The sequence below is a fragment of the Paenibacillus zeirhizosphaerae genome (genome assembly GCF_030705605.1).
GTDB classification, from domain to species: Bacteria; Bacillota; Bacilli; order Paenibacillales; family Paenibacillaceae; genus Paenibacillus; species Paenibacillus zeirhizosphaerae.
The window spans coordinates 53,074-73,900 of the sequence record NZ_JAPCKK010000017.1 but is presented as its reverse complement, the minus strand read 5'-3'; the positions used below and the strand labels follow the sequence as shown (position 1 = coordinate 73,900).

Here is a 20,827-nt window from a genome sequence, read left to right as displayed (position 1 = left end):
AGCCTCAAAACAGTACACGAACGCCTATTTAATCTTTGTCAGCGCAAAATAGACTCCTGCTGATTTCCGCATTTGCACCGTATGAATATACTGTTTTTGAATTAAGCATTTGCCACACATAAAGAGGTCGCCAATAAAGGGATTGGGTCAGTTGTGACTGCGGCCCTTGGACCTTCAATGGAGCACTGGTTGAACTCATTCATCTGCTGGTCATATCATTTCTCTAGCATGTTGGAGATGCCCTGCAGAAATGATTGATCCGTCTGTCTCATTACCCACGGGAAGGAGGAGGACAAATGAGCGCAGTTAGTAGAGGATGTGGTGGATTGTGGACTTCCACAGGTGTCATTTTGGTTCTGTTCATCCTGCTGGTTATCATCAGCCGTACGTTCTGGTTGTAATTTAAAAATGAATTAATCGAAAAAAACACAAGGGTGCCTGCAGCCAAAACGCTGCCAAGGCACCCTTGTTTGATTGCTATTCCAAGCCTGATTTACGGAGCGGCCGAGGGGAAGTACGCTCAGGAACCTGCTTTGACGCTTCCGGGCCCGTGTTTCCAAAACGTTTGCGTTCCGTCCGTTCCATCTGGACGATCTGTCCCTCATGGACAACAATATGAAGCGAACCGAATTCCATATCATCCAGCAGCTCAGCAATACGGTTCATCCAAATCTGGTTCACCTTCAGCGGTTTTGCCATACGGCCGCCTCCTTCATTGCTTATTATATAAAACATTGTTATCCAACCCATATACTTGGTTTATAATTTAACATGCTGCAAAATCAGGTGTCAATGGTGTCCAAGCCTTAGGACTGGAGTTTTTTGCGCTGAAGCCAGCTTTTCAACACAAGGGTGGCTAGGGCCAACAGCAGCAGCAGCGAAGCCACCGCAAAGGAAGCGGAAAATTGATATTCATTATACAAAATCTCGACATGAAGCGGCAGCGTATTCGTTTCACCGCGGATATGGCCGGAAACAACCGATACCGCACCAAATTCACCCATGGCCCTCGCATTGCACAGGATGATCCCGTACAGCAGTCCCCATTTGATATTGGGCAGCGTAACTCTCCAGAACACCTGCCATCCCCCAGCTCCGAGTGTGACGGCCGCTTCTTCTTCATGAGTTCCCTGGTCCTCCATCAACGGAATCAGCTCCCGTGCTACAAAGGGGAACGTAATAAATAAGGTGGCAAGGACGATACCGGGAACCGCAAAAATAATTTTGATATCATGCTCCTCCAGCCACGGACCGAACCAGCCCTGCGCTCCGAAAATAAGCACATAAATCATTCCCCCGACCACCGGTGAAATGGCAAAAGGCAGGTCGATCAGTGTAACAAGAATGCCCTTACCACGAAACTTGAATTTGGTCACCAGCCAGGCAGCCGCTACGCCGAAGACCGTATTCAGCGGAACCGTAATTACCGCCACGAGCAGAGTCAGCCGCAGCGCAGACAGCGCGTCCGGGTCACGGAGCGCCGCCGCATATACCTCCCACCCCTGCTTCAATGCTTCAGACATCACGACCGCAAGCGGGAGCACAAGCAGCCACAAGAGCACCACAAAGGCAGCTCCAATCAGTACCCACTTGACCCATAAGGCCTCGGTGGTTGCGCTTCTCCCGTACGGCCTCGACGGGATCTGCGAGCCAGGCAGCACCTGAGCGGAATCTGTCATATGGATTTAAGCCTCCTCTTTCCTTAGACCATCCGTTTCCTGGAGAGCCGCTGAACCATATTGATGCAGAGCAGCAGGAGGAAGGATATTCCCAGCAGCATCAGCGCAACGGCTGTAGCACCGGCATAATCATACTGTTCCAGCTTGGACATGATCAGCAGCGGCGCAATCTCCGTTTTCATCGGCATATTGCCGGATATAAATACGACTGAACCGTATTCCCCAATCCCTCTGGCAAAGGCCAGCGCAAATCCGGTAATCAGCGCAGGGATCAGCTCCGGCAGAATCACGCTGCGAAAGGTGCGCCATCTTCCGGCCCCAAGCGTGGCCGCCGCCTCCTCCGTGTCCGCTTCCAGCTCCTCCAGCACCGGCTGCACGGTGCGTACTACAAAAGGAATACCAATGAACATTAACGCCAGCGTAATGCCAATCTGTGAAAAAGCCAATCTGATGCCGAGCGGTTCAAAAATGGAGCCGATCCATCCGTTCTGTGAATAGAGCGCGGTAAGCGCTACTCCCGCCACGGCGGTGGGCAGCGCAAACGGCAAATCAATAATAGCGTCAAATACTCTTTTCCCGGGAAATTCATAACGTACGAGCACCCATGCCAGCAGCAGGCCAAGAAACAGGTTGGCAAAAGCGGCTGCCGCCGAGCACAGAAAGCTGACTTTATAGGATGCAATCACACGCGGATCCAGGGCGGCCTCCCAGAACCCGGTCCATGTCAGCCCCGTTGAATTCAGCAGCAGCGCCGACAGGGGAAGCAATACGACCAGACTGAGATACAACACACTGTATCCCAACGTGAGACCGAAGCCTGGCAGCACCTTTTTGCGGGAAGCGTGTGCTCCTCTCATTCTGGAAACACTCCTTTACGGTACTGCATGCCTTTACTGAGGCACATAGATCTGGTCAAAAATGCCCCCGTCGTTAAAATGCTTTTCCTGTGTTTCCTGCCATGTGCCGAATACATCCTGCAGCGTGAATAATTCAAGCTGCGGGAAGCTGTCCTTGAACCGTTCAGCTACGCTGTCCAGTGTAGGACGATAGTAATTTTCGGCGGCAATCGTCTGTCCTTCCTCGCTGTACAAGTATTTCAAATACGCCTCCGCCACGTTGCGTGTGCCCTTTTTATCAACAACCTTATCCACTACGGCTACCGGCGGTTCCGCCAAAATGCTGACAGACGGATAGACAATATCAAATTTGTCGTCTCCTAGCTCCTGCACCGATAGCAGCGCTTCATTCTCCCAGGCAATCAGCACATCCCCGATTCCCCTTTCCACGAAGGTGGTCGTCGCGCCGCGCGCGCCACTGTCCAGAACAGGCACATGCGTAAAGAGCTCCTTTACAAATGCCTGGGCCTTGGCTTCATCATTGTTGTTCTGCTTCAACGCGTAGCCCCAGGCGGCAAGATAGTTCCAACGGGCTCCTCCTGAGGTTTTCGGATTCGGGGTAATCACCTCGACACCATCCTTGATTAGATCATTCCAATCCTTGATGCCTTTCGGATTCCCTTCCCGCACCAGCAGCACAATGGTTGATGTGTAGGGCGAGCTGTTATGCTCGTACTTACTCTGCCATCCTTCCTGAATAATCCCCTTCTGCTGAAGCGCGTCGATATCATATCCTAACGCCAGGGTGACTACATCCGCCTCAAGACCGTCGAGGACAGAGCGGCTCTGTTTGCCTGAACCGCCGTGCGACTGTTTAATAGTAACCTTCTGTCCTTCCTCCTGCTCCCAATGGGCTGCAAAAGCTTTATTATAGGCTTCATAAAGCTCACGTGTGGGATCATAAGATACATTTAACAGCTCTACTTCTGCAGATGCTGCACCGCTTGCCCCTTCTGGGGACGCCGCCGCATCATTTTTCGCTGCATTGCCTCCGCAAGCGGCCAATAAAGCTGTTACTACGACCGATAAACTGATTAAAATGCTTTGTTTATACCTCTTTTTCATACAAATCTCTCCCCCAGTTACTCTGATTGATTGCAGAGAACCCATTTTGCTGCGTACAGGCAGAAAAAAGACGCAAGAATCCTGATGACAGCACGACGATCCCGACCGATCTCTAGGATCGTGCCAGCCCGGTGCAGCCTCAGGAGTTCCTCCGTCTGTACGGTGAGAACTTTGATTTTCAATAATTCCTACCCGATTAGTATGTTATATGCCTATTGTATGAAAAACCCGGGATGGTGTAAAGAATTTTTTTGCTCTCCATTTTCCTAATGCCTCCGTAATCCTTTATACTGGTACAGTACACTCAACAAAGCAGAACCTGCATACATTAATACTGGAGGAATAGACATGGATTTTAATCTGCATATTGACCGCACCCGCACCGCTTCCTATAAGTGGGATAACCGGGAGGCTATATTTGGAACAGAGGACGTTCTGCCTATGTGGGTAGCGGATATGGATTTTCAGGCACCCCCGGCTGTAATCCGCGCCATACGCGAACGAGTGGAACACGGCGTATTCGGATATACCTATCCTTCGCCAGCTTACTATGAATCGATCATCAACTGGATGCGGACCCGTCACAATTGGAGCATTGAGCAGGAATGGATTAAGCTCTGTCCCGGTGTCGTTCCGGCACTCAGTCTAATTGTCGAAGAATTTACGGAGCCGGGAGATCAGGTCATGATTCAAACCCCGGTGTATCCGCCATTCTACCATGTCGTCGAAAGCCATGGGCGGGAGCTTGTGCGTAACCCGTTATTGGAGCAGGACGGACGGTACAGCATGGATTTTGAAGATATGGAAAATAAGATGTCCGGCGGCAAAGTCAAGCTGCTGATTCTGTGCAGTCCCCATAACCCTGTAGGACGTGTGTGGACAAAGCAGGAGCTGCAGCAACTGGCTGAAGTATGCGCCAAGTGGAATGTGCTGGTCGTATCGGATGAAATACATGCCGATCTGGTTTTTGAGCCCGGGAGCCATATTCCGTTCGCATCCTTATCGGAGGATGCGGCGCAGCGCAGCATTATTTGTACCGCCCCGAGCAAAACATTCAACATCGCCGGCTTGAACACTGCCAACATGGTCATTCCAAACGAGGAGCTCCGTGCCAAGTTCAGCCAAGCGCTGGAAAAGCATGCACTGGGTGCCGCTACACCCCTCGGTTTGGCCGCTGCAGAAGCAGCCTACCGCGAGGGAGCCGAATGGCTTGATGCCCTTCTGGTGCATGTACGGGGAAATATGGATTATGTGCGCGATTTTTGTCAGCAGCATTTGCCTGAGGTAAAGGCATGGCGTCCTGAAGGAACTTATTTGCTGTGGATGGATTTCCGCGCCCTCGGCCTGGAAGGAAAGGAGCTCAGCACGTTCCTTATCGCGGAAGCCAAGCTTGGTTTGAACAACGGTGATTCCTTCGGTACAGACGGGAACGGATTTATGCGGATGAATCTCGGCTGCACGCGTGCTACTGTAGAGGAAGCAATGCGGCGGCTGGAGGCGGCAGTCCGGGCGACCACCATCTTGAACGAAAAGTAGCCTGGCCCAGAGTTTTTGGTTTTAAGCCAGATACTTATAAATGCCACAACGTCGGTTGATTAACATATTAAACAAAGGAGCGCCAGGTCAATGGACCTGATACGCTCCTCTTTTCGGCCATTCCGGCCGTGTACAATCTACGCTAATTAAACATCAAATTTGTAAGTCCAAAAGTGCTCTGTTCCAAAACGAGCCTGGATCTCCTCATGAGTCGGGTTCTTGCCGCCAAGCATCTCGGCGATCTGGAACTGGGAACGGTGGGCTTGAATAGACTTCATCTTGGGCTCCAGATAATCATTGACATCGTCAGTTACGTCAGGCGGACCGAGCACCTGCTGGCAGTTTTTCGAAAATGCCAGGCAATGCACGACCGGCCGCTGCTCTGCAGGCAAGCCCTGAATCGTGCGGATGACGGCTGCACCTGTCGCATCATGATCCGGATGAACGCTGTACCCCGGATAAAAGGTAACCACCAGCGAAGGCTGCAGCTCCTCCAGCAGACCACGAATCACGCCGTCCAGCCGCTCCTGGTCCTCGAATTCAATCGTCTTATCATGAAAACCGAGCATGCGCAGGTCCTGAATGCCAATAGCACGGGCGGATTCCTCAAGCTCCAGTTTGCGGATCTGCGGAAGTGTTACTCTGTTGGCAAAAGGAGGGTTGCCCATATTACGGCCCATTTCTCCCAAGGTCAGGCAAGCATACGTCACCTGATAGCCCTCATCAACCCGCTTGGCCAGCGTTCCTGCCAGACCAAAAGCCTCATCATCCGGATGAGGAAGTATAACCAGAATGCGCTGATTCATCGAATGCTTCATCTCCTTTGCTCTCAAAACGGCGTTCTGCTCAACTGCAGTGCGACAACCAGCTTACCCTGGGCATCATGGCCGGCCAAAATAAGCCGCTCGGTCTCCTGCTCATCCCAGTGGGTTAACCCCTCCGCATACACCCAGCCTTCAGCGATCTTCAATCCGACACGGAAAGGCCGGCTTCCCGCTATAGTTCCGTTGGAATAACGGATTTTGGCGTTGGAAATAAAATTGGCTGCAGGATGTTTGGTGCTGTCCAGATGAGAAGCATACGCTCCCATGGTCATTTCAAGATGTAGATATATGTCCTGATCCTTTAAAGCGTCAATCCTAAGCTGTATCTGCTCCTGATCGATTAACTGCATGTGATTCCCTCCATATCCCGCAAGCGAAAAGCTGTTTATTAAGCCGATGAGCAATGCTATTTCAATATGAATGCTCATTTGCCCATGAATTCATTTTAGCATACCGGATACAAAAACTCCTAGATCGATGATTGCAGCGGCATAAGCCGTCCCCACAAAAACTGCCCCCCGCGTCTTATTGATGCGCGGAGGGCAGTTCCCAATGTCCAATCTGAACAAGGCTTCACATTATATTATGGTGCCGGGGTAAATTTGATATAGTCGTAGTATGCACGTACAGGAGAGCCCGGATAAACGAAGTCCCCGGTCCAGTATTTAGCCGCATCATTCGCACCAGCCCAGAAATTCACCATAATATGGCCTGGTCTGGAAGGGAGCTTGCCGCGTGATCCGTTCTCGGTATGAACCAGCTTGCCATCCACATACCATTTGATCGAGGTCGGAGACCACTCAAACGCATACGTATGGAAAGCAAGCGATGCATCGAACCCCAAATCAATCACCGTACTATGCTCTCCCACACCGTTCGTATAATAGTTGGTCTCCAGCTTCGTTGTGTCCTTGCCCAGGATTTCAATGTCAATCTCGTCGTTCAGGCCTTGTCCAGTCGGATCAGAATAAGTGAACAGTGAAGTCACAAGTCCCGTTCCTTTGGCCACCTTCATGCGCGCTTCCACGCGCCCGTAACCGTAGGTATCCTCATTCGTGGCATACTCGCCGGAAGCATAGGGCTTTCCGTCACAGCCCGCAGGGCAGCCCGTTTTGTCCAGTCTGAGCGCCATAATGCCATTGCTAAATTCGATATTATCCGCCTGCCAGAAGACGCCAAAATCATCACCATTTCCCCAGCCGTCCGATGTGTAAAAGCGATCATCATTCACTGCATTCAAAGGTTCATTAAATGCACCCGCCGCGGATGCCGGCACAGCCAGCAGCAGACTGCTGCAAGCCAACACCCCTGCCAATCCTTTGCGTATTCTCTGGTGAATTTTGCCCTTTTTCATAACGAACAACTCCGTTTCTTAATGGATTTTCTGAAAAAAGTTCGGGAGATGCTGCTGATTTTGCTCCAACATGTCTTCAAGCATCCGTTCGGCGTCATTGACGGAACTGGTCAGAGGATGATGGGCCAGCGCTGAAAGCGCCAGTCCCCGGTCCCCGGTCACAGCGGCCTCAATAGCAAGCTGCTCATAGGTTTTGACCGCCATGATCAATCCTTTAACCGCATTCGGAATAACTGTAAGCGGTTGAGGAATGGGTCCATCCTTCGTTACCGTGCAATTCACTTCAATACAGGCGTCGTCTGGCAGAAAGTCTAATATTCCTTGATTGGAAACATTTAACGTTTGAGTGTCTCCGGCATCATTATACAAAGAATTCATTAAATGCACAGCAGCTTCCGAGTAGTAAGCTCCGCCACGCTGTTCCAACTGCTTAGGCTTCTCTTTCAAATCCGGATTCTGATAAATCTCGAACAGCTCGCTCTCCAGACGCTTCACCGTTTCGGCCCGACTCTCTCCTTTCGCAGCCGCTTCCATCTGCTCTGCAAGCATTTCACGCTGTAGATAGAAGTATTTCAGATAATAGGAAGGAATCGCCCCAATCGACTGCAGCAACGTACCGTTCCACGCAAACTGCGGAACATTCTTCGCCGAGTAGCCCTCACGGTTGTCCAGCAGCTCTGCCAGCTTCGATTGGCCGTCTACCGTAATCTTACTGATCCAGTGCAGATGGTTCAATCCGACAAATTCACAGTGAATACGGCTGATTGGGACATTGTAGAGCGACGACAGCCACTTGTAAGCTCCTATCGGCGAGTTGCATAGGCCTACCGAGCGGATGCTTGAGTGCTTGCGTATGGCTTCCGTTACCATTCCGGCCGGATTGGTAAAGTTCAACAGCCAGGCATCCGGACATACCTCTTCCATCTCCTTGCAGAGATCCAGCAAAATCGGAATCGTACGCAGCGCTTTCATCATGCCGCCCGGCCCAGTCGTTTCCTGTCCAATCATGCCATACTTGAGCGGAATGGATTCATCCCGGGCACGGGCGTCGAGCAAGCCCACCCTCATCTGTGTGGAGACAAAGGTGGCTCCTTCTAGCGCCGAACGGCGGTCCATGGTCATTCTGAGCTTGATCGGCAGACCGGATGCTGCAATCATTCGTTCAGCAAGCTGTCCGACAATGGTCAGTTTATGAAAGCCCTCCGGAATATCCACCAGTACAATCTCCGTCACAGGGAGCGTTTCATAATTAAGTATAAATCCTTCAATCAGCTCCGGTGTGTAAGATGATCCGCCGCCAATCACTGCAATTTTTAACTGTTCGTTCATGCTCCAACCTCCTCCACCGACAAACCGTCGTCCAGACGTTCATATACCGTCTCGGCCACCTGGCGCCCCGCTCTCTCCATGGCGAGCAGAACGGCCCCGGCCGCCGGCTCCATTGCCAATCTGCGCAGACTGCAGCCTGGTGCGGCTGTCTTCACAATTTTTTCGATATAAGGAATTACGAACCGGCTATCACCACGAGTGAGCACACTGCCGACAAGCACCAGATCAAAGCTGTCCTGCATCATATCCAGCTTATGAATAACCGCAGCAGCCGCGATGCCCAGTTCTTCCCCTTGCCGCTGCAGGATACGCCGTGCCGCTTCGTCATGCTCCGCTACCTGGAACAGCAGCTTGGTCAGATGCCTCGGTATGTCTTTGCCATGGTCCAGAAAATCATGGAACATGCGCTCCACTGAAGGATACCCCAGCATCTTCAACACTGCTCCAGTCAGCAATGTGGGCTCCTCCCTGCCTTCCCAGGCCCGGATGACGGTACGGAACACCTCAACCGCGAGGCCACCACCTCCCCCAAAGTCGCCGTACGTATAACCGAATCCGCCGCACTGCAGCGATTCTCCATGCTTATTAACTCCAAAACAGTTCGTACCGCTGCCGCATACGACGACCACACCATCCGGCTGCCGCGTTCCGGCCCGAAGACCAATCACCGTATCACATACGATATCGTAGGCCGGAAAGTTCATCTCGGCCATCATCGGTCTGAGGATGCGGAAGTCCGCTTCGCGGTCCGCTCCTGCAAGCCCGAACATGGCATACTCTATTTGCTCCTTCACCAGCCCTGCCTGTGACAGGGCTTCCGTGACCGATTCACGGATGCTGCGGCGGGCGAGCTCAACTCCAACCTGATGGTTGCCGCATCCGCTCATCCCTCTGCCCACAATCTGTCCCTGCTCATCTGACACGACAGCCAGGGTCTTGCTGCCACCGCCGTCTACACCCAAGTAATAGTTCAAAGCACTCTCTCCTATTTCAGCTTACTTAGATTCTCCTGCCATCTGTCTGTCTTGTATTTCAGCAACCGGTCATATCCGACCTGCTGAGCGTCCGCTTCCGCCTTGTCGAGAACCGCAAGCACTTCATCTGCGGATTTGGCGGACATGACTGCCGAAGCAAAGGCTTTCTCATAAATATCCAGTACGCTTTGCGCTACAATGCCTTCATCTGAATCCCCAGCAGGATCAAGGTTGGTAAATTCCGTTGCATTGTACTGTGTCTTCCATGTAATCTCAGACTGCCAGCGAGACTCCCAGTTTTGCTTTTCCGGCGGCAGTGTCGATTCGAATTTCATCTTCGACTTATCTACATACACCGTATTGCCGACCCACTGCAAATCCACGGTCGAGTGCATGAACTCGTCACGCGCCTTGGTATCTGTGAGGTATTTCTCCGTAAACAATGGAGCCTCGTCCTCGTCAACACCATCCCAGAAGGTGCCTTCCGGCCCCCACATAATGATTCGCTGCCCTTCAGGCCCTGTCATCCAATCCAGGAAGGCGAAGATGGCTTCCGGGTTTTTAGCCGATTGGGTGATGACGCTTACGTTCCAGCCCTGCTGCTTATAATCACCGGGATACACTTTATTCTTGTCGAGGCCTTGCTTATGAATCGGCCAGACCATGAAATAACCTGCACCCGGGTCCTCAGCCGACAGGATCGCATTGCCGATAGCTCCGTCTTCCGTCGGGCTCGATGCGGCATACACCGCCACCTGGCCGTTTCGGATCTTCTGCTCAATCTGCTCCGGCTTCTGGGTGAACGCATCCTGGGTGATCAGACCTTCCTGGTACAGCTTGTTCGCAAGCTGCAGCCCTTCACGGAAAGCAGGGTCTTTGAAAATAGATGTCAGTTGGTCCCCGTTGGGCACAGCCATCATGGTGTTAAATAAATACGGGCGATTTTCAGCAAAGGCGGTGATCAGAATATCAACCCCATCCGCTTTCTCACCGACCTCGAATGGCACGACATCAGGATATTTTTCTTTAACCAGCTTTAGATAGGCGTAGAAATCATCTGTCGTTTCCAACGAAGGCGAGCCGAGATCCTCGTAAATTTTCTTGTTCACCACATACCCGGCGTTGCCGTTCGGCTGCGTCGTATACCAGTTCGGAAACTGATACAGCTTGCCGTCCGAGGAACGCAGCATATCCAATGTGGATTCGCCCGCCCATTTCTTCAGGTTGGGATATTTATCGAGATAATCATCGAGCGGAACCAGCATGCCGGCTGCGCGCAGCTTCTCAACATCAGCGCCCCGCTCCAGCCAGATCACATCAGGCAGCTCACCCGAGACGATCATCGTGCTCAGCTTTTGTTTGGCATTGCCTCCCGAGCTGATCGGCTCAACGGTTACCTTCTTGTTCTCCTGAATCCACTTGGACGCCAGATCCTCGCCCCACACAGGCATCGTGTACCAGTCGTAATGACCGTAGAACGAGAAGTTCAATGGATCCGTCCCCAGTGTAACCGGTTCACCTTCAGCGGTTGAGGAGCTTTCCTCGCCTCCGCCCGAGCCCGAACATCCGGTTAAACCGAGTATCATGACAAGCAGAACTGACAAAGAAGACAGCATTGTTTTCTTTTTCCAATAGTTCATGGTACCTTCCCCCTTGTATGCACTTGCAGAGACCGAATGAAGCGCCGTCGATGGAGCAGGCTACTCCTTCAATGATCCGATCATGACCCCTTTAACGAAATATTTCTGCACAAACGGATACACCAGCAGGATCGGTACTGTGGCCACCATCATCGTAGCCATCGAAAGCGACTTGGTGGTCACACTCTTCATCTTGCTCAAGTGGCTTGCAGCCGCAGAATCCATCTGGGACATCTGCTCTGTCATAATGTTCGAGTTGAGAATCTGCTGCAGCTTGGTCTGAATCGGCAGCAGGTCCAGATTGGAGATATAAATGCTAGGGGCGAACCAGTCATTCCAATGATAGACCGCGGTAAACAAGGACAAAGTCGCCATAACCGGCCCGGACAGCGGCAGAATAATCCGAAAGAATACCCCCCATTGCGAGCAACCGTCAATACGGGCTGATTCATCGAGACCGTCAGGCATGCCCATAAAGAACGTCCTGAAAATAATCATGTTCCATACGCTGATGAGACCGGGAATGATCATGACCCAGAACGTATCGATAAGCTGCAGCTCGCGGATGAGCAGGTAGGTCGGAATAAGCCCTCCGCTGAAGTACATGGTAATGATACAGAGGATCATATACAATTTGCGCCCCATCAACTCTCGCCTGGTCATGCCGTAGGCGAAAACTGCAGTGGCCAGGATGGAAAGTACCGTCCCGATCACGGTCCGCAGCACCGAAATGATAAACCCGTCAATCAGCCGCTTATCCTTGAACACCACCGCATAGTTCTCCAGCGTAAAGGCTCTTGGCCAAAAGGTAACTCCTCCCCGCAGTGTATCGTTCCCGTCATTAAACGAGATGACCGCAGCGTTCCAAAACGGATAAAAAGCGGCAAACCCGAGCAATGTCAATAATACATAGATGACAAGCGTCATCACTTTATCTCCTAAGGTCAGCTTCATCCATCTCCTCCTCTCTGTCGGCTCTCCTGCACCATTCCCGGATTACCACAGACTGTTGCCGGATTTGCGGGCGGCATAGTTGGCGGCTGCCAGCAGACCGACACTGATCAAGGCCTTGAATAATCCAACACCGGTGGCGTATGAATAACGCGAATTCTGAATCCCCACCCGGTACACGTAAGTATCAATTACATCTCCCACATCCCGCAGCACCGGATTGGCGCCAAGGAGCAGGATATCGTCAAAGCCTGCATTCAGCAGATTGCCGATGGCCAAAATCATGAATACGATAATCACCGGCATAATCGACGGAATCGTAATCGAAAAGATTTGCCGGATACGGCTTGCCCCATCCATGGCTGCGGCTTCATACAGTTGCGGATTTACACCCGCAATCGCGGCCAGATAGACGATGGAGGCAAAGCCGATCTCCTTCCAGACTCCGGTGGTCACCAGGATGGTCCAGAAATATTCGGGCAACGACAGGAAATTGATTGGAGCTTCAATCAGATTCAATTTCATCAACACAATGTTAAGGCTGCCGTTATCTGTAGACAGCAAGGAGACGACAAAGCCAGAGACGATGACCCAGGACAGAAAATGGGGAAGATAGCTGATGGTCTGGATCGTCCTCTTGAATACCCGACTGCGGATCTCATTCAGCATAAGTGCTAAAATAATTGGCGCAGGGAAGCCAATCAGCAGCTTCAGCAAACTAATGACGATGGTGTTCCTCATGACATTCCAAAACTCGGGCGCATGGAAGAACATTTCGAAATGCTTGAACCCTACCCATGGACTTGCCAGAAAACCCTTGAAAATGTTGTAATCCTGAAAGGCCATCAGCACCCCGTACATCGGGACGTAGCTGAACACAATAATGAAGAGCAGCGCAGGCACAACCATCAACTGAATTTCCCACTGCCGAGCGAATCTAAGCAGCAGGCTCGGTTTATGATAGGACTCGCTTTCCGGGTCGACCACCAATGGCTGCTCTGTACGGACACTGCTTTGCAGGAACGTCCCCCCCTTTAACAGGAACTTCGCGGCGGCTTCAGCTTGTCACAACCGCGTTAAGTAACCTGTCTTTTTTTCCTATTTTACAGGGCGAAAACAGTTCTTTTCTCCTGTTAAACGTCTGTAAAGTTACGTTATTTTACTGGAGTTTCAAAAGTTATGAACCCAAAGGGGCATATTCTATCTCTATATGTTAACTATGAGTGATGTTTTATTAAGGTATGCTTATTTTGAAGTGAAGGGTGTGTTAATTCTGCCGTGTTCTGGCATGCTTCGGGGATTGGCCGACGTGCTTTTTGAACAAATGATTGAAATTGGATAGACTGCGGAAGCCGCATTCCATAGCGATATCCATGACCTTCATCTGCGTTTGCTCCAGCAGCATCAGCGCATGCTCTAAACGAAGCTGAATCAGGTATTCCAGAGGGGATGTCCCGACAGACCGGCGGAAGATATCGCTGAATCTGGACGGACTCAGGTATACAATTGCAGCGAGCTCCTCCAGCGTCCATGGGTAAGAAAGATTTTCTTCCATGGCGTGTATGACCTGACGCATTTTCTCAAGCTGCTGGGAGCTGACGCCCGCGCTGATCAGCCTTGCATCCTCCAGGCGGAAATAGCGGTTCACACAAGACAGAAAGCGCAGCAGATGGGCATGAACCATGGAAATATACGACGGCAGGGCCTGCTCATGTTCTTGCTGCAGCTCAAGCAAAAGCGCGCGCATCTCCTCAATATGCGGCGAGGTGCGGTCAAGCAGGTTGGTGAAATGGATGCCCATATCCTTATAAGGCGAAAGGATTTCCGGATCATAGCGCAGGCTGCTGAGAAACCAGGACATATCAAATTCAATGACCTGCATGACCAGATCCTGCACCTCATAGGCACAATGCAGATCATTCGAGTTAATCAGCAAAATGTCCCCCTGCTGGAATTCAAATCTCTTGCCGTTAATAATGTAATATCCAGAACCTGATTTAATATAATTGATCTCCAACACGTCATGCCAGTGCAGCTTCTGGTAAGGAGAGCTGACGCCGATGGTATCTGCGATATAAATAGGGTATCTTTTGTCCAGGACCACTTTCTCTCTGGGAATCATCTCCCCGGTGCGGGCTAATGTCATGAGCACTCACTCCTGTACAGTATGAATTATATTAAGGATACCATCTTTCCGCCCTGCTATAGGAGCGTTACAGCAAATTTTTTCTCAGGACAAGCTCAGGACCAAACATTCTCCCGAAAGTGACGAAACCCTCCGCGTTTTATGCCCCTTGCTTTTCCCCAAAAATAAAAAAAGCGCCATCGTCTCCGATCCGCTTTTTATGCTTGATCTTATGCAGTTTTTCCAGCTTGGTTGGGGTGGTCCGCTCGTGCTGCGACAGCGCGCCGTACTGTTCATTCGTTCTCCGGTTGTCCGCAAAGCTGCGCTTTCCCGCACGCTCTGCTTTGGTTATGGCTTTTTGAGTTTTGGTGCGAGCCATGATCCTTCACTCTCCTGTAACATGGATTGGGTTTCTCTGTTATCATAACATCAAATCAGGATCAACTGAAAGCGATGAAATGCCGATATATAGAATAGTAGTATATACAGTCGATAGCACCTGGAGACAAGCCCCTAGGGCATCCTATTAAAATTTTACAAAGGAGTGTGCTTTCATTGACACCTTATCTTGTGGTTAAGCTGGCTGGTAAGCCATACGGAGTAAATTTCCAAGAAATCGAAGAAATTCAGCATGCGAAGAAGGGAACCCCTATGCCCTTTGCAGAGCCGTGGCATGAGGGTATGATTACAGTTAGGGGATCGCTGTACACGGTGCTGAATATCCGCAGGATGCTCAATCTGTCGCTGCTGGATGTGCCCGAGCAGGATAAAATGATACTGCTGAGCCGGCATAAAGTGGCGATTCTGGCCGAGGAGTTTGATGACACCCTGATGGTGGAGGAAACGGACATCCGGGAGAATGACGGGGAGCAAGCGCTGGATACAGCCGTGTTTCCAACCCTTGCGGCATCTGGGGAAAGCATGATTCCGCTGCTGGATATCGACGCGCTGCTGGCCCTGTCCAAAGCCGAAGCCTAGACACTTATTCGTATTGGAGGAAATCGTATGATCACTCTTCGGGAGGCTGCACTGCAGGACTTGCCTGAAATGCTCGCAATTTACAATGAGGCCGTATTGAATTCTACAGCCACCTTTGACCTAGAGGCACAGACACTGGAGGAGCGGACCGTCTGGTTTCATAAATACGGGGACAAGCATCCGTTGATTGTGGCTGAGGCGGACGGCAAGGTCGCCGGTTACGCCTGCCTGAGCCCGTTCAGGGCCAAACCGGCTTACGTCTATTCCACGGAATTATCCATCTATATCGATTCCGGCTTTCGCGGCCGCAGAATCGGCAGCACTCTGATGACCGACATTCTGGAACGCGCATCGGCTCTCGGCTATCATACGGTCATCAGCGGGCTGGTCGGCGGCAATGAGGCGAGCCGGAGGTTGCATGAGAAATTCGGCTTTTCCTACATAGGAGCTTTCAAAGAAGTTGGATTGAAGTTCGGGGAGTGGCATGATGTGCATTTCTATCAGCTATTCATGGAACCAAAATAGCAAATGCCAGGACACCATTGACTGGGGGGTTGCATTTTTCATGTTCTGAGGGCGCTCCGAGAACGAAGCATTCCTGCAATCACTGTTGACCCTCCGGGCCAAAGGTGACCGCTCCGCTTTTCCGGAATTGCTTCGTTCTCTCCGCTGCTGCGTGCATATGCATGTCTAACGATCAAATTCTTCCTTCCCGATCAAACCGTTCTCCGAGCAGCCTTGCCAGCTCTTCATCAGACAGCGGGTTACGGCCGGTATTCTCCAGATAGATGTGCTCCTCCGTTTTATTCATTAACTTGATCCGAATGCCTATCTATTTCGATCTTAGTTGCTGTTCCTTGTGCTGGATAGGAATCTTGAATCTTTCCATCTGTCCGGTAGATTTTTGATATTTTTTTATTTACTCCCCATACGATCAGCATGCTATCTTCTTTCTTATCGAGCACCCGGTTAGCCATAAAATGATGATGATAACAAAAGCAAGTGTTTAACCCCCACCAAATCGGATAGGAGGCTATCCATTAGTTGGATAGCCGACCTTCACACCACCGTACGTACCGTCCGGTATACGGCGGTTCCCTAGTTTACGCAGTGACTTGTCGATAATAATCTGAAAAGAAAAAAAGTCGATCTCTACATGATTAAATCATGCAAAAATCGACTTTAAAATCCAACCATGAGATTCAAAATGCATACCACATGTGTATGACCGCGCTTTTACCAGGGTCTGCTAATGCCACTATATTCTCGATGGTTGGTTTAGATCTTATTATTTTGATATCTACCCCAGCACGATTCGGTCATCGGCCAGCTTTTCGCCGCTGATCCGCTCGAACTCGCCGAGCAGCCGCTCCACGGTCAGATCCTTTTTCTGAACCTCGTTCACATCGAGAATAATGCGTCCTTTATCCATCATGATCAGCCGGTTGCCGAGGCGAATTGCCTGTTCCATATTGTGCGTGACCATCAGCGTTGTCAGTTCCATCTCGCGCACGATGCTCTCCGTCAGCGTGGTGATTAGCTCTGCACGGGCTGGGTCCAGCGCGGCCGTATGCTCATCCAGCAGCAGAATCTGTGGCCGTGTGAACGTGGCCATCAGTAGACTCAGCGCCTGCCGTTCGCCGCCCGAAAGCAGCCCCACCTTGGCACCAAGCCTATTCTCCAGACCGATGCCAAGACGCTGCAGTTGCTCCTTGAACAGCGTGCGCTTCCCGGCGGTGATGCCAAAGCCGAAGCCACGAGACTTGCCGCGCATGTAGGCCATCGCCAGATTTTCTTCGATGGACATGGTCGGTGCAGTGCCGGCCATCGGGTCCTGGAATACCCGTCCGATCCAGCGGCTGCGCTTGAATTCGGGCAGTTGGCTGATATTTTGGCCGTCGATGCGGACCTCACCGGTATCCGGCTTCATCACACCTGAAATAATGTTCATCAGCGTGGACTTGCCCGCCCCGTTACTGCCAATAACCGTGACAAAATCACCAGGCTTCAACTGCAGATTGGCACCAATGAGCGCGATTTTCTCATCCACCGTGCCGGGGTTGAACAGCTTGGACACATTTTTAATATCCAGCATCAGCGTCCGCCTCCCGTGTTAGGATTGGCCGATCCAAGCAGCTCCGCCGAGCGCTTCTTCGCCATGCTTTTCTGCTTCAGCACACGCCGCACCGTAGGGAATACGAGCGCGATAATGACGATAATGGCGGTAATCAGCTTCAGATCAGACGTTTCAAACCAGTCAATGCGCAGGGCAAAGGTAACAACGATACGGTATACGATCGAGCCCAGGATAACGGCCAGCGTGGCACGGAATACCGTGCGCGCCCCAAAGATCGCTTCCCCGATAATAACCGAGGCCAAACCGATCACAATCATGCCGATACCCATCGTAATGTCGGCAAAACCCGACTGCTGGGCGATAAACGCACCCGACAGCGCCACAAGTCCGTTGGACAGGCTAACGCCGATAATCGTAGTTGTATCCGTATTGGCACCAAAGCTGCGAATCATGCGTTTGTTATCACCGGTTGCCCGAAGCGCGAGACCGAGATCAGTCTTCATGAACAGGTCCAGCAATATTTTCACAATGATCGTAATGACCAGCATAACGAGCGCAATCGACGAAATTTCCCATACTTTTCTAGGCAGACCGGAGAAAACGGTATCCGCACCAAGCAGAGAAATATTCGGTTTGCCGTCGAGAATACGCATATTGATGGAGTACAGTGCAATCATCATCAAGATCCCGGACAGCAGCCCGTTGATCTTGCCTTTGGTGTGCAGCAGCCCCGTACATGCCCCGGCTACGAGTCCGCCCACAAAAGCCGCCAGACACGCCACCCACGGCGAAGAGCCATTTGATATCATAATAGCCGCAATTGCGGCACCTGTAGTAAAGCTCCCGTCCACTGTCAAATCGGGAAAATCGAGAATACGAAACGTAATATAAACCCCGAGCGCCATCAATGCATAGAGGAGCCCAAGCTCGATTGCCCCGCTTAGCGGATTCCATAGCATACCCACAATGGAGACCTCCTTGTACAAAAAAAGATAGGGCGAGTCTCTGGGAGCCGCCCTGAATTTCGTTACTCAACTTTTGGCCCATATGAGAAGGCCGTGACCAGCTATCAACTCATGCTTATTATTCGATAATGTTGTTGGCCTGATCCTGTACCTTGGCTTTCATCGAATCCGTCACTTCAACACCCTGTTCTTTCGCCGCTTTCACATTCAGAATCAGATCCAGCTTGTCAGGGAAGGTAACAGGCATATCCCCAGGATTTTCGCCATCCTTCAAAATTTTAGCAGCCGTTTGGCCCACCTGGTACCCGTGATCATAGTATTTAAAGCCGACCGTTGCCATTGCGCCCTTCTCGACCGTGTCACGGTCGCTGGAGAAGAAAGGAATATCGTTGTCATTGGCCACCTGAATCATCGTATCCACCGCGCTGACCACCGTGTTGTCTAATGTAATAAAGAACGCATCCACCTTGCCGACCAGCGAGTCCGCAGCCTGCTTCACCTCGGAGGTATTGGTTACCGGCGCTTTGATCAGCTTGATTCCGTGAGCACCCAAAGCCTTCTCGGCATTATCCGCCATCACGACCGCATTCGGCTCCCCTTCATTGAGGACAAGACCGACGGTTTTGATGTCAGGCAGTTCGGTAGCGACGAAATCCATCAGTTGCACGACCGCATCCGGATTCGTATCCGAAGCTCCCGTAACGTTGGCACCCGGCTTGTTCAAATCGCTTACGATCTTGGCTCCCAGCGGGTCGGTAACCGCAGCAAACAGCACCGGTTTGTCCTGAATTTGCTGAACAAGCGCCTGCGCCGGAGCGGTTGCAATGGCGAGCGCAAGATCACTGTCATCGCCTGCAATCTTCTGCGCGATGGACAGGTTCGTCGCTGCATCTCCCTGCGCATTATTATAATCCACTGTCAGGTTCTTTCCCTCTTCAATCCCAGCATCCTTGAGGCCTGCCAGGAAGCCTTCGCGTGTGGCATCCAGAGACGGATGTTCCACAATTTGCGAAATGGCAACCTTATAGTTTTTTCCTTCCGCATTGCCGCCGCTCTGCTCATTTCCTGAAGCCTGCTCTCCGCCGCTGCCATTGTTGCCACAGCCTACTGCCGTCAGCAGCAATCCTGCCAGCGTCAGAGACATCCACATCTTTTTCATCTTGTCTAACCCCTCTCTTTAGTTAACAGTCATGTTACAGCCCAAATAATTCGACGCTTCTACGCATCGTTGCTTTCATCAGACAAAGCGATACAACAAGTAAAAATGCTGCCCTGACCCTCGGCAACATACAGACGTTGATCTTCTAATATTACGGGGGAATGTTATATTCGTCAATTGGCTTATTTAATACTCAGCGAAGGTGCGGAATAATGGCTTGCTTTCCAAAACAAACAAGGTTATTATAGATTCATAATATCGTTAATATAGAATAATAAATCACATAAGGAGACGAAAACCATGAAGATTTTTATCACAGGTGTTACAGGATATATTGGCGGATCCGTTGCAAAGGTTTTGTTAGAAGCCGGACATTCGGTTTACGGGTTGACTCGCAACGCCGAACAAAATGATGCTCTTATAGCAATGGGAATAGAACCTGTCATCGGTTCGCTGGAAGACGAGCAAATCCTAACTAAATTCGCGCAAATGAGCGATGGAGTGATTCATACGGCTGATACCGGTCATCAACTGGCGATCGATACATTTATCAACGCAATGGAGGGCACCGGGAAACCATTCATCCATACATCCGGTTCAGGTATAGCTGGTGATGATGCAAGGGGAGACTACGAAGGTCAGCAAATCTATGAAGAGGAATCGCCAATTGTGAGGGAACTTGTTCATATCAGGATTAATGAGCAGGTACGAAAAGCAGGTGTGGACCAGGGAATACGGAGCATCGTGATCGTACCCACCATGGTTTATGGAACTGCACTTGGCCTTTCAAGGGAGAGTGTCCAACTGCCTCCACTCATCCGTAAATCCAAGGAGCTTGGTGCGGGTGTATATATCGGCAAAGGCGCAAACCGCTGGTCCAATGTTCATATTAAGGATCTGGCGCAGTTGTATCTGCTCGCGTTGGAGAAAGCACCATCCGCATCCTACTTCTACGCGGAGAATGGGGAGGAGTCGTTTAAAGATTTGGCCAAATATATCAGTGAAGCCCTTGGATATGGAGGGCAGACGGTCAGTTGGTCCTTTGATGATGCCGTCAAGGAATTGGGGCCATTTGCTCAGTATACCCTTGCTACAAACAGTCGGGTCCGCGCAGTTCATGCCCGGAATTTGCTCGGCTGGAAACCCGCAGGAGAAACGATCCAATCCTGGATTTCTCAGAACGTCAAATAAGAAGCGATTGATGTAGAAAAACGCCCTGATCCCGAAAGGAAGAGCTATCCTTCCCGATCAGGGCATTTCCGTTTCTATATGTGA

At 51.0% G+C, this 20,827-nt stretch carries 22 protein-coding genes; 5 read left to right on the top strand and 17 right to left on the bottom strand.

Features of this window, described 5'->3' with window-relative positions; genetic code table 11:
* Positions 1-296 precede the first annotated feature (296 nt).
* The gene (locus tag OIN60_RS14720) at positions 297-401 is read left to right on the top strand and encodes a sporulation protein YjcZ (RefSeq protein ID WP_305755634.1); all 105 of its coding nucleotides are present in this window, start codon (positions 297-299) and stop codon (positions 399-401) included.
* Between the two features lie 76 nt (positions 402-477).
* Here OIN60_RS14720 and OIN60_RS14715 read toward each other — a convergent pair whose 3' ends face one another.
* The 4 genes from OIN60_RS14715 to OIN60_RS14700 all read right to left on the bottom strand — a co-directional run bounded on the left by OIN60_RS14715 (position 478) and on the right by OIN60_RS14700 (position 3,640).
* On the bottom strand, positions 478-699 hold the full coding sequence (locus OIN60_RS14715) for a YezD family protein (RefSeq protein ID WP_305755633.1): 222 nt from the start codon (positions 697-699) through the stop codon (positions 478-480).
* A gap of 107 nt (positions 700-806) precedes the next feature.
* Positions 807-1,679 (bottom strand): sulfate ABC transporter permease subunit CysW, encoded by an 873-nt coding sequence (cysW, locus tag OIN60_RS14710; RefSeq protein WP_305755632.1) that lies wholly within the window; start codon positions 1,677-1,679, stop codon positions 807-809.
* A gap of 23 nt (positions 1,680-1,702) precedes the next feature.
* Positions 1,703-2,536 (bottom strand): sulfate ABC transporter permease subunit CysT, encoded by an 834-nt coding sequence (gene cysT, locus OIN60_RS14705; RefSeq protein ID WP_305755631.1) that lies wholly within the window; start codon positions 2,534-2,536, stop codon positions 1,703-1,705.
* A gap of 33 nt (positions 2,537-2,569) precedes the next feature.
* Positions 2,570-3,640, bottom strand: coding sequence for a sulfate ABC transporter substrate-binding protein (locus tag OIN60_RS14700; protein ID WP_305755630.1), 1,071 nt, complete (start codon positions 3,638-3,640; stop codon positions 2,570-2,572).
* Between the two features lie 348 nt (positions 3,641-3,988).
* On the opposite strand from OIN60_RS14700, the gene OIN60_RS14695 reads away from it, so the two are divergent.
* Positions 3,989-5,176 (top strand): MalY/PatB family protein, encoded by a 1,188-nt coding sequence (locus OIN60_RS14695; protein WP_305755629.1) that lies wholly within the window; start codon positions 3,989-3,991, stop codon positions 5,174-5,176.
* A gap of 146 nt (positions 5,177-5,322) precedes the next feature.
* Here OIN60_RS14695 and bshB2 read toward each other — a convergent pair whose 3' ends face one another.
* From bshB2 to brfA, 10 genes are all read right to left on the bottom strand, one after another.
* Complete coding sequence (gene bshB2 / locus OIN60_RS14690) at positions 5,323-5,982, bottom strand: bacillithiol biosynthesis deacetylase BshB2 (protein ID WP_305755628.1); 660 nt, start codon at positions 5,980-5,982, stop codon at positions 5,323-5,325.
* Positions 5,983-6,005: 23 nt separating this feature from the next.
* Positions 6,006-6,350 carry a YojF family protein gene (locus OIN60_RS14685; RefSeq protein WP_305755627.1) on the bottom strand — a complete coding sequence of 115 codons (345 nt, stop codon included), beginning with the start codon at positions 6,348-6,350 and terminating at the stop codon, positions 6,006-6,008.
* A 233-nt stretch (positions 6,351-6,583) separates the two neighbouring features.
* Positions 6,584-7,354 (bottom strand): beta-glucanase, encoded by a 771-nt coding sequence (gene bglS / locus OIN60_RS14680; RefSeq protein WP_305755626.1) that lies wholly within the window; start codon positions 7,352-7,354, stop codon positions 6,584-6,586.
* Positions 7,355-7,372: 18 nt separating this feature from the next.
* Positions 7,373-8,683 carry a 6-phospho-beta-glucosidase gene (locus OIN60_RS14675; RefSeq protein ID WP_305755625.1) on the bottom strand — a complete coding sequence of 437 codons (1,311 nt, stop codon included), beginning with the start codon at positions 8,681-8,683 and terminating at the stop codon, positions 7,373-7,375.
* Positions 8,680-9,657 carry an N-acetylglucosamine kinase gene (locus OIN60_RS14670; RefSeq protein WP_305755624.1) on the bottom strand — a complete coding sequence of 326 codons (978 nt, stop codon included), beginning with the start codon at positions 9,655-9,657 and terminating at the stop codon, positions 8,680-8,682. Before OIN60_RS14670 ends, OIN60_RS14675 begins: the two co-directional genes overlap by 4 nt.
* Before the next feature lie 11 nt (positions 9,658-9,668).
* A complete protein-coding gene (locus OIN60_RS14665) occupies positions 9,669-11,297 on the bottom strand; it encodes an extracellular solute-binding protein (RefSeq protein ID WP_305755623.1) in 1,629 nt (542 codons plus the stop codon).
* Between the two features lie 60 nt (positions 11,298-11,357).
* Positions 11,358-12,251, bottom strand: a complete 894-nt coding sequence (locus OIN60_RS14660) for a carbohydrate ABC transporter permease (RefSeq protein WP_305755622.1) — start codon at positions 12,249-12,251, stop codon at positions 11,358-11,360.
* A gap of 42 nt (positions 12,252-12,293) precedes the next feature.
* Complete coding sequence (locus tag OIN60_RS14655; protein ID WP_305755721.1) at positions 12,294-13,157, bottom strand: ABC transporter permease; 864 nt, start codon at positions 13,155-13,157, stop codon at positions 12,294-12,296.
* Positions 13,158-13,515: 358 nt separating this feature from the next.
* Complete coding sequence (locus OIN60_RS14650; RefSeq protein ID WP_305755621.1) at positions 13,516-14,394, bottom strand: AraC family transcriptional regulator; 879 nt, start codon at positions 14,392-14,394, stop codon at positions 13,516-13,518.
* 139 nt (positions 14,395-14,533) lie between these two features.
* Positions 14,534-14,752 (bottom strand): ribosome rescue factor BrfA, encoded by a 219-nt coding sequence (brfA, locus tag OIN60_RS14645; RefSeq protein WP_305755620.1) that lies wholly within the window; start codon positions 14,750-14,752, stop codon positions 14,534-14,536.
* A 176-nt stretch (positions 14,753-14,928) separates the two neighbouring features.
* Between brfA and OIN60_RS14640 the strand changes: the two genes are divergently transcribed.
* Together OIN60_RS14640 and OIN60_RS14635 are read left to right on the top strand one after the other, a co-directional pair.
* A complete protein-coding gene (locus OIN60_RS14640; protein ID WP_305755619.1) occupies positions 14,929-15,351 on the top strand; it encodes a chemotaxis protein CheW in 423 nt (140 codons plus the stop codon).
* A gap of 27 nt (positions 15,352-15,378) precedes the next feature.
* Positions 15,379-15,876 carry a GNAT family N-acetyltransferase gene (locus OIN60_RS14635; protein ID WP_305755618.1) on the top strand — a complete coding sequence of 166 codons (498 nt, stop codon included), beginning with the start codon at positions 15,379-15,381 and terminating at the stop codon, positions 15,874-15,876.
* A 775-nt stretch (positions 15,877-16,651) separates the two neighbouring features.
* Here OIN60_RS14635 and OIN60_RS14630 read toward each other — a convergent pair.
* The 3 genes from OIN60_RS14630 to OIN60_RS14620 form a co-directional block, all read right to left on the bottom strand.
* Positions 16,652-17,446, bottom strand: coding sequence for an ABC transporter ATP-binding protein (locus OIN60_RS14630; protein ID WP_305755617.1), 795 nt, complete (start codon positions 17,444-17,446; stop codon positions 16,652-16,654).
* Positions 17,446-18,387, bottom strand: coding sequence for an ABC transporter permease (locus OIN60_RS14625; RefSeq protein WP_305755720.1), 942 nt, complete (start codon positions 18,385-18,387; stop codon positions 17,446-17,448). Before OIN60_RS14625 ends, OIN60_RS14630 begins: the two co-directional genes overlap by 1 nt.
* Positions 18,388-18,511: 124 nt before the next feature.
* A complete protein-coding gene (locus OIN60_RS14620; protein WP_305755616.1) occupies positions 18,512-19,552 on the bottom strand; it encodes an ABC transporter substrate-binding protein in 1,041 nt (346 codons plus the stop codon).
* A 300-nt stretch (positions 19,553-19,852) separates the two neighbouring features.
* On the opposite strand from OIN60_RS14620, the gene OIN60_RS14615 reads away from it, so the two are divergent.
* Positions 19,853-20,743 carry an NAD-dependent epimerase/dehydratase family protein gene (locus tag OIN60_RS14615; protein WP_305755615.1) on the top strand — a complete coding sequence of 297 codons (891 nt, stop codon included), beginning with the start codon at positions 19,853-19,855 and terminating at the stop codon, positions 20,741-20,743.
* Positions 20,744-20,827 lie beyond the last annotated feature (84 nt).